The 16,235-nt window shown below is 74.3% G+C and carries 10 protein-coding genes; 5 read left to right on the plus strand and 5 right to left on the minus strand.

Annotated features, from left to right (window positions below; genetic code table 11):
- The 4 genes from NOD94_RS34340 to NOD94_RS34355 all read left to right on the plus strand — a co-directional run.
- The coding region (locus NOD94_RS34340; RefSeq protein ID WP_281210120.1) for a hypothetical protein at window positions 1–475 on the plus strand (475 nt) is incomplete at its 5' end.
- Window positions 476–687: 212 nt separating this feature from the next.
- Window positions 688–1,428 (plus strand): response regulator transcription factor, encoded by a 741-nt coding sequence (locus NOD94_RS34345; protein WP_281210121.1) that lies wholly within the window; start codon window positions 688–690, stop codon window positions 1,426–1,428.
- Entirely contained in the window at window positions 1,425–2,555 is a 1,131-nt protein-coding gene (locus NOD94_RS34350) for a HAMP domain-containing sensor histidine kinase (protein ID WP_281210122.1), read from the plus strand. The genes NOD94_RS34345 and NOD94_RS34350 overlap by 4 nt, the downstream gene beginning before the upstream one ends.
- Before the next feature lie 258 nt (window positions 2,556–2,813).
- Window positions 2,814–6,701, plus strand: coding sequence for a multifunctional oxoglutarate decarboxylase/oxoglutarate dehydrogenase thiamine pyrophosphate-binding subunit/dihydrolipoyllysine-residue succinyltransferase subunit (locus NOD94_RS34355; protein ID WP_281210123.1), 3,888 nt, complete (start codon window positions 2,814–2,816; stop codon window positions 6,699–6,701).
- Window positions 6,702–6,780: 79 nt separating this feature from the next.
- On the opposite strand, the gene fxsT is transcribed toward NOD94_RS34355, so the two are convergent.
- From fxsT to NOD94_RS34380, 5 genes are all read right to left on the minus strand, one after another.
- A complete protein-coding gene (fxsT, locus tag NOD94_RS34360) occupies window positions 6,781–9,783 on the minus strand; it encodes an FxSxx-COOH system tetratricopeptide repeat protein (protein ID WP_281210124.1) in 3,003 nt (1,000 codons plus the stop codon).
- 110 nt (window positions 9,784–9,893) lie between these two features.
- Window positions 9,894–11,402, minus strand: coding sequence for an HEXXH motif domain-containing protein (locus NOD94_RS34365; RefSeq protein ID WP_281210125.1), 1,509 nt, complete (start codon window positions 11,400–11,402; stop codon window positions 9,894–9,896).
- The gene (locus NOD94_RS34370) at window positions 11,399–12,664 is read right to left on the minus strand and encodes an FxsB family cyclophane-forming radical SAM/SPASM peptide maturase (protein ID WP_281210126.1); all 1,266 of its coding nucleotides are present in this window, start codon (window positions 12,662–12,664) and stop codon (window positions 11,399–11,401) included. The genes NOD94_RS34365 and NOD94_RS34370 overlap by 4 nt, the downstream gene beginning before the upstream one ends.
- A 97-nt stretch (window positions 12,665–12,761) precedes the next feature.
- Complete coding sequence (gene fxsA / locus NOD94_RS34375; RefSeq protein WP_281210127.1) at window positions 12,762–12,956, minus strand: FxSxx-COOH cyclophane-containing RiPP peptide; 195 nt, start codon at window positions 12,954–12,956, stop codon at window positions 12,762–12,764.
- 68 nt (window positions 12,957–13,024) lie between these two features.
- A complete protein-coding gene (locus NOD94_RS34380; protein ID WP_281210128.1) occupies window positions 13,025–15,070 on the minus strand; it encodes a hypothetical protein in 2,046 nt (681 codons plus the stop codon).
- Between the two features lie 951 nt (window positions 15,071–16,021).
- On the opposite strand from NOD94_RS34380, the gene NOD94_RS34385 reads away from it, so the two are divergent.
- Window positions 16,022–16,235, plus strand: a 214-nt coding sequence (locus tag NOD94_RS34385; RefSeq protein WP_281210129.1) for a hypothetical protein, incomplete at its 3' end; no start/stop codon positions are given.

Below are 16,235 nucleotides of genomic sequence, written 5' to 3' on the forward strand. Positions count from 1 at the left end.
GTCTCCCTCACCGGGGCCCTCCACCGGGTCCGTCACGCCCGGCGGCGACCCCGGCGCGGGCCCGGCCCCGGGTCCGTCCGCGAGCGGCCCCGCGAGCGGGTCCCCGAGCGGCACCCCACCGGGCCCCGCCGCCGCCGAGACCCTGCTCCGGGTGTCGCGCACCGGCGGCTACGCGGGCCGCACCCACACCCTGCTCGTCAAGGGCGACGGTTCCTGGGCCCGCCTGGACGGCAGGGGCCGCCCCGAGGGCGCCGGGCAGCTGGCGCCGGCCGGGCTGGAGGCGCTGCGCGGCGCGCTCCGCGAGGCCGACCTGCCCCGGCTGCCCCGGGTCGCGATGTCCGACCGTCCCGTCTTCGACGGCTTCGTGTACGCCTTCGTCCACGCCGGCACCGAGGTGGCCTGCGACCAGTCCTCGCTGACCCCGGGCCTGTCGAGGGTCCTGGACCGGCTCCCGCCCTTCGAGCCCCCGCCCTGACCCTCGCCCGGTGCGGTGAGGTACGTCACCGGCGGCCGCGCGCCGGCGGGCCGCCGGGGCCCGCGAAGGGCCGCGCACAGGGGCCGTACCGCCCCCGTCACGGGCGGCGGCGAGGATCGGAACCCGGTACTCCCTGTCCGAACCGTGCATAGCCGCAGGCCGGTGGCTCCTCTACGCTGCACCCCATCACGCGGGATCTTCAGGGGCGGGACATGGAACAGACACACACCACCCACACGGGCGCCGCGGCCACCCCCGGCGCCCAGCGGCGCGTGCTCGTGGTCGAGGACGACCGCACCATCGCCGACGCCATCTCGGCCCGGTTGCGCGCCGAGGGCTTCCAGGTGCAGACGGCGTACGACGGTCCGGCCGCGGTCGCCGCGGCCGAGAGCTGGCTGCCCGAGCTGCTGGTACTGGACGTCATGCTGCCCGGCTTCGACGGGCTGGAGGTGTGCCGCCGGGTCCAGGCGCAGCGGCCGGTTCCGGTGCTGATGCTCACCGCCCGCGACGACGAGACCGACATGCTGGTGGGCCTCGGGGTCGGGGCCGACGACTACATGACGAAGCCGTTCTCCATGCGGGAGCTGGCGGCGCGGGTCCACGTCCTGCTGCGGCGGGTGGAGCGGGCCACGCTGGCCGCGCACGCCCCGCGCGGGGCGACGCTGCGCCTGGGCGACCTGGAGATCGACCACGCTCAGCGCCGGGTCCGGGTGCAGACGGAGGACGTGCACCTGACGCCGACGGAGTTCGACCTGTTGGTGTGCCTGGCCGGGACCCCGCGGGCGGTGCTGTCCCGGGAGCAGTTGCTGGCCGAGGTGTGGGACTGGGCCGACGCGTCCGGGACCCGTACGGTCGACAGCCACATCAAGGCCCTGCGCCGGAAGATCGGGGCGGAGCGGATCCGTACGGTCCACGGCGTCGGGTACGCCCTGGAGACCCCGGCCCAGGCATGAGCGGCGGCAGCGCGCAGCGCCGTGCGGGCCGGCGGCCCGGTCCGCGGGTTCCCGCCCGGCGGTCGGCGGGCGGGCTGCGCCCGTACTCGCCGTTCTCCATCAAGACGAAGCTGGGCACGCTCGTCGTCGTCTCGGTGTTCATCACGACGGGGCTGCTGCTGGTGGCCCTGCGCACCGACACCGAGCTGCGGTTCATCACGGTGTTCTCGGTGATCGCCTCGATGTTGATCACCCAGTTCGTGGCGCACGGCCTGACGGCGCCGTTGGACGACATGACGCGGGTGGCGCGGGCGATCTCCCAGGGGGACTACACGCGCCGGGTGCGCGGGGCGGGCCGCCGGGACGAGCTGGGCGACCTGGCCTCGACGATCAACGTGATGGCGGACGACCTGGAGGCCGTGGACAGGCACCGCAAGGAACTGGTCGCGAACGTCTCGCACGAGCTGCGCACGCCGATCGCGGCGCTGCGGGCGGTGCTGGAGAACGTGGTGGACGGGGTTTCGGCCGCCGATCCGGAGACCATGCGGACCATGCTGAAGCAGACGGAGCGCCTCGGCCGGCTGGTGGAGACGCTGCTGGACCTGTCGCGGGTGGACAACGGGGTGGTCCCGCTGCGGGCGCGTCGCTTCGAGGTGTGGCCGTACCTGTCGGGGGTGTTGAAGGAGTCGGGGCTGGCGGCCGCGGGGCGGCCGGGGCTGTCCACCGGGTCGGGCGGGCACACCCGTAACGACGTGCACCTCCACCTGGACGTGTTCCCGCCGGTGCTGACGGCGTACGCGGACGCGGAACGGCTGCACCAGGTGGTGGCGAACCTGATCGACAACGCCGTCAAGCACAGTCCGCCGCACGGCCGGGTCACGGTGCGGGCCCGGGCCGGGGAGGAGCCGGGGAGCCTGGAGCTGGAGGTCGTGGACGAGGGTCCGGGCATTCCGGAGGCCGAGCGGCACCGGGTCTTCGAGCGGTTCAACCGGGGGGCCGCGCGGAGCGGGGACGGGGGCACCGGGTTGGGGCTGGCCATCGCCCAGTGGGCCGTGGGCCTGCACGGCGGTGCCATCGGCGTGGCCGAATCGTCACGAGGTTGCCGAATCCTTGTCACTCTTCCGGGCAGCTCACCGGCGCCGTCTTGACGTAGGGTTCGAGTGGGAAGGACATGATCTCGGCCACATGTGCCCGGGGTCGTCAGGGGTGCGAAGCCATGGAGGCCGCAACCTGGTTGTCGGCTACCCGAACCACGCTTGTTTCCCGCCATTCCAGGCGGCGAAACCCGCCGTTCGATGTGACCTGCACGACGGAAGTCCCGCCCGGCCTGCATTGGGTGGCCGGGGAGGCGTAGCCTTTATCACCGCTGTCCATACCTTGTGAAGCGGAAGAGGGCGGTTGCCGCCGTGTCGCCACAGTCCCCCAGTAACCCGAGCACCACGACCGAAACAGCAGAGCGTGGGAAGACCCCTGCCTCAGGCTTCGGTGCGAATGAGTGGCTCGTCGACGAGATCTATCAGCAGTACCTCCAGGACCCGAACTCGGTCGACCGGGCCTGGTGGGACTTCTTCGCCGACTACAAGCCGGGGGGCGCAGTCGCTCCGGTGAAGTCGGACAGTCCCGAGAAGCCCTCGACGACGGACGGCGCCTCCGCACAGGCCGCCGCCCCCGCCGCCCGGGGCCCGCAGGCCGACGCCGCCGCCACGGGGGCGGCGAGCGCCGCTCCCCCGGTCCCCGCCGCGCCCACGCCTGTGTCAGCTCCTGCCCCTGCTCCTGCCACCCCCTCTGGTGCCCCTGCTGTGACTGTCACCTCCCAGGCCCAGGCCGCCGCACCGGCCGCGCCCGCCCCTCAGGCCCCGGCCGCTCCGGCTGCCGCTCCCGCCGCCCAGAAGGCCGCGCCCGCCACCGAGGCCCCCACGGGCCCCGAACTGGTGACGCTCCGCGGCCCGGCTGCGGCCGTCGCCAAGAACATGAACGCCTCGCTGGAAGTGCCGACGGCCACGTCCGTCCGCGCCGTCCCGGTGAAGCTGCTGTTCGACAACCGCATCGTCATCAACAACCACCTCAAGCGCGCCCGGGGCGGGAAGATCTCCTTCACGCACCTCATCGGCTACGCGATGGTGCAGGCGATCAAGGCCATGCCGGCCATGAACCACTCCTTCGCGGAGAAGGACGGCAAGCCGACCCTGGTCAAGCCCGAGCACATCAACTTCGGTCTCGCGATCGACCTGGTGAAGCCCAACGGTGACCGCCAGCTCGTCGTCGCCGGCATCAAGAAGGCCGAAACCCTCAACTTCTTCGAGTTCTGGATGGCCTACGAGGACATCGTCCGCCGGGCCCGCGTCGGCAAGCTGACGATGGACGACTTCACCGGCGTCACCGTCTCGCTGACCAACCCCGGCGGCCTGGGCACCGTGCACTCCGTGCCCCGCCTGATGCCCGGACAGTCGGTCATCATGGGCGTCGGCTCCATGGACTACCCCGCCGAGTTCCAGGGCACCTCGCAGGACACCCTGAACAAGCTGGGCATCTCCAAGGTCATGACCCTGACGTCGACCTACGACCACCGGGTCATCCAGGGCGCGGCCTCCGGCGAGTTCCTGCGCATCGTCGCGAACCTGCTGCTCGGCGAGAACGGCTTCTACGACGACGTCTTCGAGGCGCTGCGCATCCCGTACGAGCCGGTCCGCTGGAACCGGGACATCGACGCCTCGCACGACGACGACGTCACGAAGGCCGCCCGCGTCTTCGAGCTGATCCACTCCTACCGGGTCCGCGGCCACGTCATGGCCGACACCGACCCGCTGGAGTACAAGCAGCGCAAGCACCCCGACCTCGACATCACCGAGCACGGCCTCACCCTGTGGGACCTGGAGCGCGACTTCGCGGTCGGCGGCTTCTCCGGCAAGTCGATGATGAAGCTCCGCGACATCCTCGGCGTGCTGCGCGACTCGTACTGCCGCACCACCGGCGTCGAGTTCATGCACATCCAGGACCCGAAGCAGCGCCGCTGGATCCAGGACCGCATCGAGCGCCCGCACTCCAAGCCGGAGCGCGAGGAGCAGCTGCGGATCCTGCGCCGGCTGAACGCGGCGGAGGCCTTCGAGACCTTCCTGCAGACGAAGTACGTCGGTCAGAAGCGGTTCTCGCTGGAGGGCGGCGAGTCCGTCATCCCGCTGCTCGACGCCGTCATCGACTCGGCCGCCGAGGCCCGCCTCGAAGAGGTCGTCATCGGCATGGCCCACCGCGGCCGGCTGAACGTCCTCGCGAACATCGTCGGCAAGTCGTACGCGCAGATCTTCCGCGAGTTCGAGGGCAACCTCGACCCGAAGTCGATGCACGGCTCCGGCGACGTCAAGTACCACCTGGGCGCCGAGGGCACCTTCACGGGCCTCGACGGGGAGCAGATCAAGGTCTCGCTCGTCGCGAACCCCTCGCACCTGGAGGCGGTCGACCCGGTCCTGGAGGGTGTCGCCCGCGCCAAGCAGGACGTCATCAACAAGGGCGGTACGGACTTCACCGTCCTGCCGCTGGCGCTGCACGGCGACGCGGCCTTCGCGGGCCAGGGTGTGGTCGCCGAGACGCTGAACATGTCGCAGCTGCGCGGCTACCGCACCGGCGGCACCGTCCACGTCGTGATCAACAACCAGGTCGGCTTCACCGCCGCCCCGGAGTCCTCGCGGTCGTCGATGTACGCGACCGACGTGGCCCGCATGATCGAGGCGCCGATCTTCCACGTGAACGGTGACGACCCGGAGGCCGTGGTCCGCATCGCGCGGCTCGCCTTCGAGTTCCGTCAGGCGTTCAACAAGGACGTCGTCATCGACCTCATCTGCTACCGCCGCCGCGGTCACAACGAGTCGGACAACCCGGCGTTCACGCAGCCGCTGATGTACGACCTGATCGACAAGAAGCGCTCGGTGCGCAAGCTGTACACCGAGTCGCTCATCGGTCGCGGCGACATCACGCTGGAAGAGGCGGAGCAGGCGCTCCAGGACTTCCAGGGCCAGCTGGAGAAGGTCTTCGCGGAGGTCCGCGAGGCCGCGACGGCTCCGGCCGTCGGCGCTCCGGTGACGCCCGCGCAGACCGCGCAGGAGTTCCCGGTCGAGGTGAACACCGCGATCTCCCAGGACGTCGTCAAGCGGATCGCCGAGTCCCAGGTCAACATCCCGGAGAACGTCACCGTCCACCCGCGTCTGCTGCCGCAGTTGCAGCGCCGCGCGGCGATGATCGACGAGGGCACCATCGACTGGGGCATGGGCGAGACCCTCGCCTTCGGTTCGCTGCTGATGGAGGGCACCCCGGTCCGCCTGTCCGGCCAGGACTCGCGCCGCGGCACGTTCGGTCAGCGCCACGCGGTCCTCATCGACCGGGAGACCGGCGAGGACTACACCCCGCTGCTCTACCTGTCGGACGACCAGGCCCGCTACAACGTCTACGACTCGCTGCTCTCCGAGTACGCGGCGATGGGCTTCGAGTACGGCTACTCGCTGGCCCGTCCGGACGCGCTGGTCCTCTGGGAGGCCCAGTTCGGTGACTTCGTCAACGGCGCGCAGACCGTCGTCGACGAGTTCATCTCCTCGGCCGAGCAGAAGTGGGGCCAGACCTCCGGCGTCACCCTGCTGCTGCCGCACGGCTACGAGGGCCAGGGCCCGGACCACTCGTCCGCGCGTCCCGAGCGCTTCCTCCAGATGTGCGCGCAGGACAACATGACGGTCGCGATGCCGACCCTGCCGTCGAACTACTTCCACCTGCTGCGCTGGCAGGTCCACAACCCGCACCACAAGCCGCTCATCGTCTTCACCCCGAAGTCGATGCTGCGTCTGAAGGCCGCGGCGTCGAAGGCGGAGGAGTTCACGACCGGTTCGTTCCGTCCGGTCATCGGTGACGCCACCGTGGACCCGAACGCGGTCCGCAAGGTCGTCTTCTGCGCCGGCAAGGTCTACTACGACCTGGAGGCCGAGCGGGAGAAGCGCGGCATCACGGACACGGCGATCATCCGCATCGAGCGGCTGTACCCGCTGGCGGGCGCGGAGCTCCAGGCGGAGATCGCCAAGTTCCCGAACGCGGCGAAGTACATCTGGGCGCAGGAGGAGCCGGCGAACCAGGGTGCGTGGCCGTTCATCGCGCTGAACCTGATCGACCACCTCGACCTGGCGGTCGGCGCGGAGGTCCCGGCGGGCGAGCGCCTGCGGCGGATCTCCCGTCCGCACGGTTCGTCCCCGGCGGTCGGTTCCGCGAAGCGTCACCAGGCGGAGCAGCAGCTCCTGCTGAACGAGGTCTTCGAGGCGTAGTCGGCCCGTCGAGTCCGATCGCGGAAGGCCCGGTCCCCTCGGGGGGCCGGGCCTTCCGGCGTTCCCGCACGCGGGGTGACTACGGCTGGGGTTCGAAGTCCCAGTAGGGGCGGGTCTGTCGGCGGGCGGACACGGTGTGGACGTGTTGCGGGCCCAGGGTGCGGGTGAGGGCCTTGATGCCGGCGTCCTCGTGCTTGGAGGCCTCGATGTCCTCGCGTACGGCGCGCAGGTCGGCGGCGAGGGCGATCCGGGCGCTGAGCGTCATCGGGTGGTCGGGGCCGAGGACCCGTTCGGCGTCGCGCAGGGTTTCGCGGCTGAGGTCGAGGGCGTCGTCGAGCCGGCCGGTGATGTTGCGGTGCCCGGTGGCGTTGAGGGCGCAGCCCAGGGTCCAGGGGTGCCGGTCGCCGAGGGCGCCGCGCATGCCGACCAGGGCCTGTTCGGCGAGGCTGAGGGCTTCTGCGCGTTCGCCCTGGGCGCGCAGGACCAGGCCGAGGTTGCCGACGGTGCCGATGCTGTACGGGTGGGCGAGGCCGAGCTGGGACTGGTAGCCGCGCACGACGTCCTCGGAGATCCGCCGGGCCTCCTCGATGTCCCCGTACTCGCGCAGGTAGGTCGCGTAGTCGGAGGCGACCATCAGGGTCCAGGGGAACTCGGCGCCGAAGACGCGGGTGGAGCGTTCCAGGACGCTGCGCAGGCGGGCTCCGGCGCCGGGGATGTCCCCGGAGCGGCGCAGGCACTGGCCGAGGTTGTGTTCGGCGCGCAGGGTCTGCGGGTGGTTGGCGCCGAGGACCTGGATGTGGAGCTTGAGGCCCTGTTCCTGGCGGGCCAGGGCTTCGCGGTAGCGTCCCATCAGGCGCAGGCCCATGGCGCAGCCGACGCCGGAGGACAGGGTGGCGATGTGCCGGACGCGCAGGACCCGTTCGCGGCGGCGCAGGGTGTCCAGGTCGATGTCGTAGGCCTCTTGGTAGCGGCCGAGGAGGCGCAGGGCGACGGCGACGTTGTTCTGGGCGTTGAGGGTGGTGGAGTCGTCCTCGCCGAGGAGTTCGCGGTAGGTCTCGAAGGCGTGTTCCAGCAGGTGTCGGGCTTCCTCGAACTTGGCGGTGCTGAGGAGTACCCCCGCGTAGGTGCTGGTGGCGCGGAGGGTTTCGAGGTCGCGGTCGCCGCGTTCGGCGACGAGCCGGTCGGCGACGGCGCGGGCGAGGACTTCGGCGCGGCGGAAGTGGCCGAGCATGCGCAGGGCGCCGCCGTAGTGGTAGCTGAGTTCGCGGACCTGGTCGTGGTCGTCGCCGAGCAGGGCCCGCCAGATGCCGTCGGTGCGTTCGGCGAGGCGCAGGCAGGTGCGGTACTCCCCGGCGAGGGTCAGGTAGCGCAGGCAGTGCAGCAGGAAGTTCTGGATGCGGGGGTTCGAGCTGGTCAGTACGCCGGCGGGTTCCAGGTGCGGGATGAGTTCGGCGTAGCGGGGCCAGAGCCTGGAGTCGGTGGGCCGGCCCGGGTCGGCGGCGGCGAGGACCTGGCGGACCGAGCGGGACAGTTGTTCGGCCTCCTCCTCGGCGAGGTTCTCGCGGACGATGTTGTGGACCATGCGGTGGAGTTGGACGGTTTCCAGGCCGCCGCCCTCCTCCACGGACAGGTCGGAGTACTCCAGCCGGACGACGGAGAACTGGACGAGCTTGTTGAGGGCCGCGTTCCAGCGGATCTGGTCGTTGACGATCCCGGCGAGGTGCTCGGGGACGTCGTCGGCGGGGAACTCGCGCAGCAGCCGCAGCGGGACCCTGCCGGGGGCGAAGAACACGAACAGCCGGAGCAGGGCGAGGGCGTCGGGGAAGTTCTCCCGCACGTTGTTGAGGAGTATGGCCAGCGCTGTCGGGAACGGCAGCGGGTAGTCGTCGGAGAGGGTGACGGCCTCGTGGGAGTCCAGCCGGTGCTGGAGGAGGGTGAGGTACTCGCCGACGCCGATGGGTGAGTCGGCGAGCCAGCCCGCCGTCTGGTCGAGGGCGAGGGGGTAGTCCTCCAGCGCCTCGGCGAGCTGGTCGGCCTCGTCGCCGGTGAGGCGGCCGGCCCGGCGGCGGATGAAGGTGACGGACTCCGGCCGGGCGTAGAGGGGCACTTCGACGAGGCTGGTGTGCCGGGCGGCCCATTCGCGGTTGCGGGAGGTGATGATCACGTCTCCGGCGCCGGAGGGCAGGAGGTCGGTGAGGTCGTCGGGGTGGTCGCAGCCGTCGAAGACCATCAGCCAGCGGTGGTACGGGGTCCCGCGCCGCAGCGCCTCCAGCACGGCCCGGATCTGCTCGCCGTAGCTGCCCGCGCCGAGCGGCAGGCCGAGCGCGGGCGCCAGGTCGGCGAGGCGTTCGCGCAGGGTGGGCCGGTCCTCGGCGGGGATCCACCAGACGACGTCGTACTCGGAGGCGAAGCGGTAGGCGTACTCGGTGGCGACCTGCGTCTTGCCGACGCCGGACAGGCCCAGCAGGGTGACGGTGGACGCGCCGGGCGGGGCGTCGGTGAGGGCCGCCCGGAGCCGGCCGATGACGTCGTTGCGGCCGGTGAAGCGCGGGTTGCGGCGCGGGACCCGGCCCCAGATCTCGGGCGGGTCGTTGGGGAAGCGGGGTCCGCGGCGGCCGCTCTCGGTGCCGATCCGGTCCGTGGGGAGCTCCAGCCGGCGCAGCACGCGGTACTCGGCCTCGTAGGAGTCCAGGCCCCACAGGTCGGTCTTCTCCAGGGCGGCGACGGCGCTGGGCAGCGGGGAGTCGGTCAGGGAGACGGCGGCGAACCGGTCGGGGTGGGAGGCGGTGACGGTGCGCAGCGCGACGTTCCACTCCTCGTCGGTGTGGGTGCCCGCGGAGAAGTAGCGCTCGCTGAGCACGACGAGGACCTTGCCGCCGGCCCGGGCGAGGTCGCCGAGGGCGTCGGTCAGGCCGGGGCTGCTCTGCGGGTCCCAGCGCTGGAGGGCGACGCGGTGGCCGTGCTCCTCCAGGCGGTGGGCGATCCACACGGCCCAGGGCCGGTTGAAGCCCGCGAAGCTGATGACGAAGCGCTGCGGTTGGGGGGCTCCGTCGCGGTCGTGACGCGTACCGGTACCGGTCATGCGGCCGTCTCCCTGGGATCCGGGCGGTGGACGGGGTGGGGCGGGTACGGGGTGGGGCGGGACTGAAAAGGTACCGCAGCGGACGGGTCGTCAGGCCGCTGCGACGCCTCTCATCCTCCGGCGAACGCGGCGAGTTCGGGGTGGGCCTCGCACCAGGCGCCCCGTTCGCGTTCCAGGGCCCGGCGGGCGGTGGCGTGCTGGTCACCGGGGGGCGGGAGTTCGTCCATGGCCCGCTCGGCGATGGTCATTCCCTCGACGAACTCACTGCCGGTCAAGGTGAGTTGCGGGTGGGCGCGCAGGGCCGGCAGGACGGCGGCCACCTGGGCCCGGACCCGGGCGTGCTGGGCCCAGGCGCCGCGCGCCCCGTACAGGGCGGCCCGCTGCCAGTACCCGGCGAGGGCCAGGTGGGCGTACGCGCCGTGCAACAGCCCCTCCAGCGGTCGGGGGTCGCTGCGCCAGGGGGCCCAGTGGCGGGGCGTGCGGTCGGCGGTGTGCAGGGTCAGGACGTCGGCCAGGGCGGCCAGTTTCCCGTGCTGCACCTCGTGGACGAGGGTCGCGGCCAGGGCGGGCGGGGCCTGCGCGCGGGCCAGGACCGAGCCGGCGGCGGCGGGGAGCGTGGCGCCGCTGGACCGGGACCCGCCGGCCAGCGGGACCACGGAGCGCAACAGTCGGGTGGTCTCCTCGGCGCGGGTGGAGTCGTAGCGCTCCAGGAGGGTGAGGGCGCCGGACCACTGGGTGTCCCAGCGCTTGTGCCCCTTGGGGGTGAGCCGGCGGGCCGGGCGGACACCGGCGGGCCGGCCGTCGGCGGGGGCGGCGGCGCGGTACGGGTCGAGGTCGTCGAGGGCCGTGACGCCGCCGGGCAGGGCGTGCAGGGGGAGGGTGTCGGCGGCGCCCCAGGAGCGTTCGGTGAGGACGAGGGGGCCGGGGCGGTCGGGCCGCAGGAGTCCGAGGGTCGGCAGGACGAGCCGGCCGTGGACGGGTCGGAGCGTGACCTTGAAGCTGATCCCGGCGCGCAGGGCGGCGGCGACGGCGAGGGCGCCGAGGTGGCCGAGGTCGGGGGCCGGCCCTTGGGGTGCGTGCAGGCGGCGCAGGGTCTCCTCCGCCCAGACCCCGGTGGCGGGGTAGTGCAGGACGTCGCGGACGGCGTCGGGGTCCTGGCGTTCGGCCTCCTCCAGCAGCGCCCAGCGTTCGGCGGCCTCCGCGTCGGGGGCGGCGTCGAGGACGGCGCGCAGCAGGACGAGCCGCTTGGAGCGGCGTACGTCGCGCACCAGGCGGGTGCCCTCGGCGGAGGGCTCGGTGGAGGCGAGGGCGCGCAGGGTGTGGGAGCTGACGGCGAAGCGGGCCAGGTCGGTCGGAGCGGGAGGACCGGCGGGGTCGGTGGGGTTGACGGGGTGGGTGGGGTGGGTGGGGCCCGCGTGTTGGGCGGGTACGGCCGCCGCGCGGGGCGTCCGCCCGGCCGGACCGGCCGGCAGCGGTCCGGCGGGATGGCCGGCTTCGGCCGGGTGGGCGGCCTCGGGACGCGGGGCCGCCGCGGGGCGGGGGGAGGCCCCGGCACTCGGGGAGGCTTCGGTACGGGGAGTGACTTCGGTACGGGGGGTGGCTTCGGCGCGGTGGTTCATGAGGCGGCCCGTCCGGTGGTGGCGGCCGTGTGCAGGGCGCGGGCGACGTGGCGGATGACGACCTGGAGGTCGGCGCAGTACACGGACGGCTGGCGGAAGCCCTCCCGCTCGCGGTAGCGGTGCGGGTAGTGCCCGCCGCCGCACACCTCGACGAGTTCACAGGCCCGACAGGCGGGCGCCAGGGCCTCCCGGCCGAGCTGGCGGGCGGCGAAGCCGGGGTGGTCGAGCAGTTCGTCGAAGCTGTGGCTGTCGAGGGTCATGCCGGTCGCGGCGGCCCCTTCGTAGGCGGACTTGAGGGAATCGGCCTGCTCGATGCTGCCGTCGGTCTCGACGACGGCGGTCGTCGCGGGGGCCAGGCCCAGCGTCTCGGTGGCGGCGGGCAACCCCAGCAGCAGGGCGATGACCTCCTCGAAGATCCTGATCCGGGTGCGCCGCACGCCGTCGTGCCACCAGCGTTCGAACACGGCCAGCAGCCAGTCCCCGTACGGACTGGCGTGCCGCGACCAGCCGGGCGGCGGGGTGCTCCAGTTGCCGAGGGGAAGCAGCAGCCCGACGGCCGGTGGCTGGAAGGCCAGCAGGGACTCGTACGTCTCCACCGGGTCCTGGGTCACGTCCACCACGCACAGCACGCCGGCGTAGCTGTCGGGGTGCCGGGCGAGGAGCCGCAGGCCGCGGGAGGCCGCCCCGAAGCCGGGCCGCCCGGCGTGGTCGACGCGGCGGGCGTTGTGCGCGGGCAGGCCGCCGTCGAGGCTGACACCGACCCGGATCCCGGCGGCGGACAGCGCGGCGAGCCGGCCGCGGGTGAGCAGCGTGCCGTTGGTCTGTACGGCCGCGGTGACCCTGGTGCGCGGCGAGCGGCGGGCCAGCGCCGCCCGTACCGCCTCGACGGGGGCCGCCAGGGCGGCGGGCGGGCCGAGGAGGGGTTCACCGCCGTGCAGGACGAGGTCGACCCGGGGCAGGGCGTGGGCGGCGGCGTGCTCGGCGATCCGTTCGGCGGCGCGCAGGGCGGTGGTGGGGGCCATGACGGCGGGACGGGTGCGCCAGCCCTGGTCCGCCATCTCGTAGACGTAGCAGTAGGTGCAGGCCAGGTTGCAGCGGCCGTGCGTCTTGAGGACGAACTGCCGGATCGGCTGCGGGCGGTGGCCCGCGGCGCGCAGGGCGGGCACGTCGAGGCGGGTGTAGGGCCAGGGGGCGTGCCGCGCGTGGCGGGACGGGGTCCGGTGGGCGGGCAGCACGAGATCGCTCGTGTTCGCTTGGCTCATCGCCTGTACCTCCCGCTGCGGACGGTGCATCCCTGCCCTCCGGACCGGTCCGGCTAACGGCGGAAAGTGGTCAACTCCCTTTGTGGCCGGAGGTACTTCAGGCTACGCCGGAGTCGAAGGCGTTCAGGATCTCGGCCGGGTGCGTGACCCGCGCGACCATGCCCTCGATCACCTCGGCGAGCACCGGATGGTCGATCCCGCGCAGGGCGGCCAGGTCGAGCCCCGAGAGGTCCGGCAGCTGGCCGGGGCAGGGCCGCGCCGCTGCCGCCGTTTCCTGACGTCCGGTCACCATGGGTTGCTGGTCCCCCCGTTGTCGGTCGGTCCACTGGCTCTTCCCGTCGCCCGGCGGGCGGAAACGGCTCACAGGCCCGCCTCCAGGTCCCGTATCCGCGCCCGCAGGGCCCGGCGCCGATCGCCCGGCCGCCCCTCGTCGGGGCCGTCGGCGGACCCGTCGTGCGGGTGGGCGTGCGGGCCGTCGTGACGCGGATCGCGGCGGGCGTCGTGCGGGAGGTCGTGCCGGGCGGCGGGCGGGTCGGGGCGGGCTCCGTCGTGCGGGGCGGCGCCGTGGCCCCCGTCGACGGCGCCCGGTCGGGAGCCGGGCACGGAGTCGGGCACGGCCCCGTGCCCCCTGTCCGGGCCGTTCCCCGGGCCGGGGGCGGGGGGTTCGCCCGGGGCGGAGCGGGGTGGGGCGCCGTGCCCGGCACCGGGGTCGGCGGTCCTGCTGCCGTCGTGCCCGGAACCGGGCGCGGCGCCGCGCCCGTCCCGACCCGCAACCGGCCCGGACCCCGGGCCGAAGTCGGGCACCGCGCCGTGCCCGGCGTCACGCGCCGGACCGTGCCCGGTGTCCCTGCCCGTACCGGGCCCGGCGTCCCGCCCGAAGTCACGCGCCGGACCGTGCCCGGTGTGCCGCCCGAAGTCGGCCACGGCACCGTGCCCGGAGACCTGACCGGGCCCCGGCCCGACACCCGGGGCGGACTCGCCGCCGTGACCGGCCGCGGACGGTGCCTCGGACGGACCGTCGCCCTCGGAGGCGGCCGGACCGCCGGAGCCCGCACCCTGCCCTGCCCCCCGACCGGAGCCGGGCGGGCTGCCGTCACCCAGCCCGGGCGGCGCCTCGTACGCCACACCACCCTCCGGGACGTTCGGGCTGCCGGAACCCGAGGCCTGCCCAGACCCCCGGCCAGAGGCGGGCACGCTGCCGTGACCGGCCTCGGACGGGCCGTCGCCCTCGGGGGCCGCCGGACCGCCGGAGCCCGGGGCCTGCCGGGCGCCCCGGGCCGGGGCTGGCGGGCCGCCCGGACCGGGCTCGCCCTGTGCCTCGGACGCGTTCGGCTCACCGGGGACCGGGCGCTGCGCGGCGCCGTCAGGGCCGGAGGTGTCCGGGGTGCCGGCGGCGGACGCGGCGGGGTGCTGGGCGTCGACGCGCTGCCAGAGTTCCAGCGCGGACCGGTAGGCGTCGAGGGCGGCCCGGGGGCGAGCCAGCCGTTCCAGTACCTCGCCGCGGAGCTCCTGGACCCTGGCGGCGAGTTGGAGCGCCGTCTCCGCGCGGTCCTCCCGGTCGGCCTCCAGCGCGGCGCGCCAGGCCCTGCGGTAGGAGTCCGCGGCCCGGTCGAGCCGGTCGACGGTACGGGTGTGGGCGTGGATCTCCTGCTGGACGTCCCCGTGCTCCCGCCAGGCGCGAGCCCGCTCCAGCGGCCCGTGGCCCTGTCGGGCGGCCAGTTCCAGCAGGTGCTCCGCCTCCCGCAGGTCGACGAGGTCCCCCTCGTAGGCGTGCCTCAGACGCAGCCCCGCGGCCAGCCGCAGCAGCCGGTGCGCGGCACCCGGATCGGACTGCGGTACCGCGGAGCGGCTCTCGCGGAGCACCCGCACGGCGGCGGAGACGAACCGCTGCCCGTCCGGGGTCCGCGCCCGTTCCAGGAGTACGTCGCCCCACTCGGGCAGCAGTTCCGCGAACGCCTCGCCGTCCCGGGGGCTGAGCCGCCGGGCCCGCCCGTACGCCTCGGCCGCCTCCTCCAGGGCCACCGGATCCTCGTCGCGGGCGTACCGGGCCCGGTGCACCCGGGCGAGGCACAGCAGCCCGGCCAGGCGCAGTTCGGGATCCCCGACGGCTTCGTCGAGGGCGCGCACCAGTTGTCGGGCGGCCTCCTCCAGCCGCCGGGGCAAGTACCGCAGCGCGGTGGCCAGCTCCACCCGGACGCGGGCCGGCGGGCCGACGCCGTCGGGGGCCGTACCCGTCGGGTCCACTGCATCCGGGTCCGCGGTGTCCGGGTCCGCGTCCTCGGGGTCGGTGCGGGCGGCGGCGCCGGGGAGCGCCGACAGGACCGCCGTCAGGACGGCCGTGGCCTCCTCCGCGAGCGCCGTGCGGGCCGCGGGGTCCGGTGTGCGGGGCAGCAAGGCCAGCAGCACCCGCCCCAGGGCCAGCCGCAGCCCGGGATCCGCGTCCCCGCCTCCGGAACCGGCCGCACCCGCGACCGGGCCGACCTCCCCGCTTGCCTCGCCCGACCTGCCTGCCTCACCCGACCCGCCTGCCTCACCCGACCTGCCTGCCTCACCCGACCCGCCTGCCTCACCCGACCCGCCTGCCTCACCCGCCCTGCCTGCCTCACCCGACCCGTCTGCCTCACCCGCCCTGCCCGGCTCGCTCGCCCTGCCCGGCTCACCCGCCCTGCCCGGCTCACCCGCCTCGCCCGCCCCCCCAACCTCGCCCGCCCCGGCGACGATGTCTTGCCCGTCGGTCCCGCCGTGCTCACCCGGGCCGACATCCCCAACTTGCGGGCGGGTCCCGCTCCCCGGGGCATCAGCGCTCGCCCCATCAGGCCCATCAGGCCCACCAGTCCCGCTGGCCCCATCGATCCCGTTGACCGCGTCAGTCCCGCTGCCCCGGACAGTGACGTCGACCTCGGCACCTCCGACGCCCCCGCCGGCCCCACTGTCCGAAGCCGCCCCACCGGACCCACCGGGCCCACCTGCCCCACCGGACCTGCCGGACCCACCGGACCTGCCGGCCCCACCGCCCCCACCCCTCCCACCTTCCCCGCGCCGTTCCCCACCCGGAGCGGTCCCTGGCCCCGCCCCGGGACCCGAACCCGAACCCGCCCCCGCCCCGTCCGGTGCCGTCAGGGCCTCCAGGGCCGCGCGGGCCTCCCGTAGCGGGGCCGGGTCGTTGCGGAGGGCGGCCAGCCGGATCAGGGTGCGGGAGCGGCGGACCGCGCAGTCCCGGCGCAGCCCGGGATCCGTCGTGGCGGCGCCCGCCGCCGCGAACTCCCGGTCGGCGGCGGCCAGCAGCTCCGCGTCCCCGCCTCCCGCCAGGGCCCGCTCGTACAGCACCCGGCCCAACAGGGACCGCGCGGTCGGGGTGTGCAGCCCCGTCACGGCGCGCTGTGCCTCGTCCAGGAGCTCGGGGTCCCGCTGCGCCGCCCACAGCACGAGCAGGGCCGCCGTCAGCGCGGCCTCCGCCTCCTCGGGCGGGTCCTCGGGCCCGGCCGGCAGGGCGACGGCCCGCCGGAGCAGGGCGACGGCCTCGTAGGGGGCGCGGGCGTCCCCGCCCGCGAGCCGGTCGCGGGCGGCCCGC

Source organism: Streptomyces sp. Isolate_45, from assembly GCF_024721315.2.
In the GTDB taxonomy this organism is placed as follows: domain Bacteria; phylum Actinomycetota; class Actinomycetes; order Streptomycetales; family Streptomycetaceae; genus Streptomyces.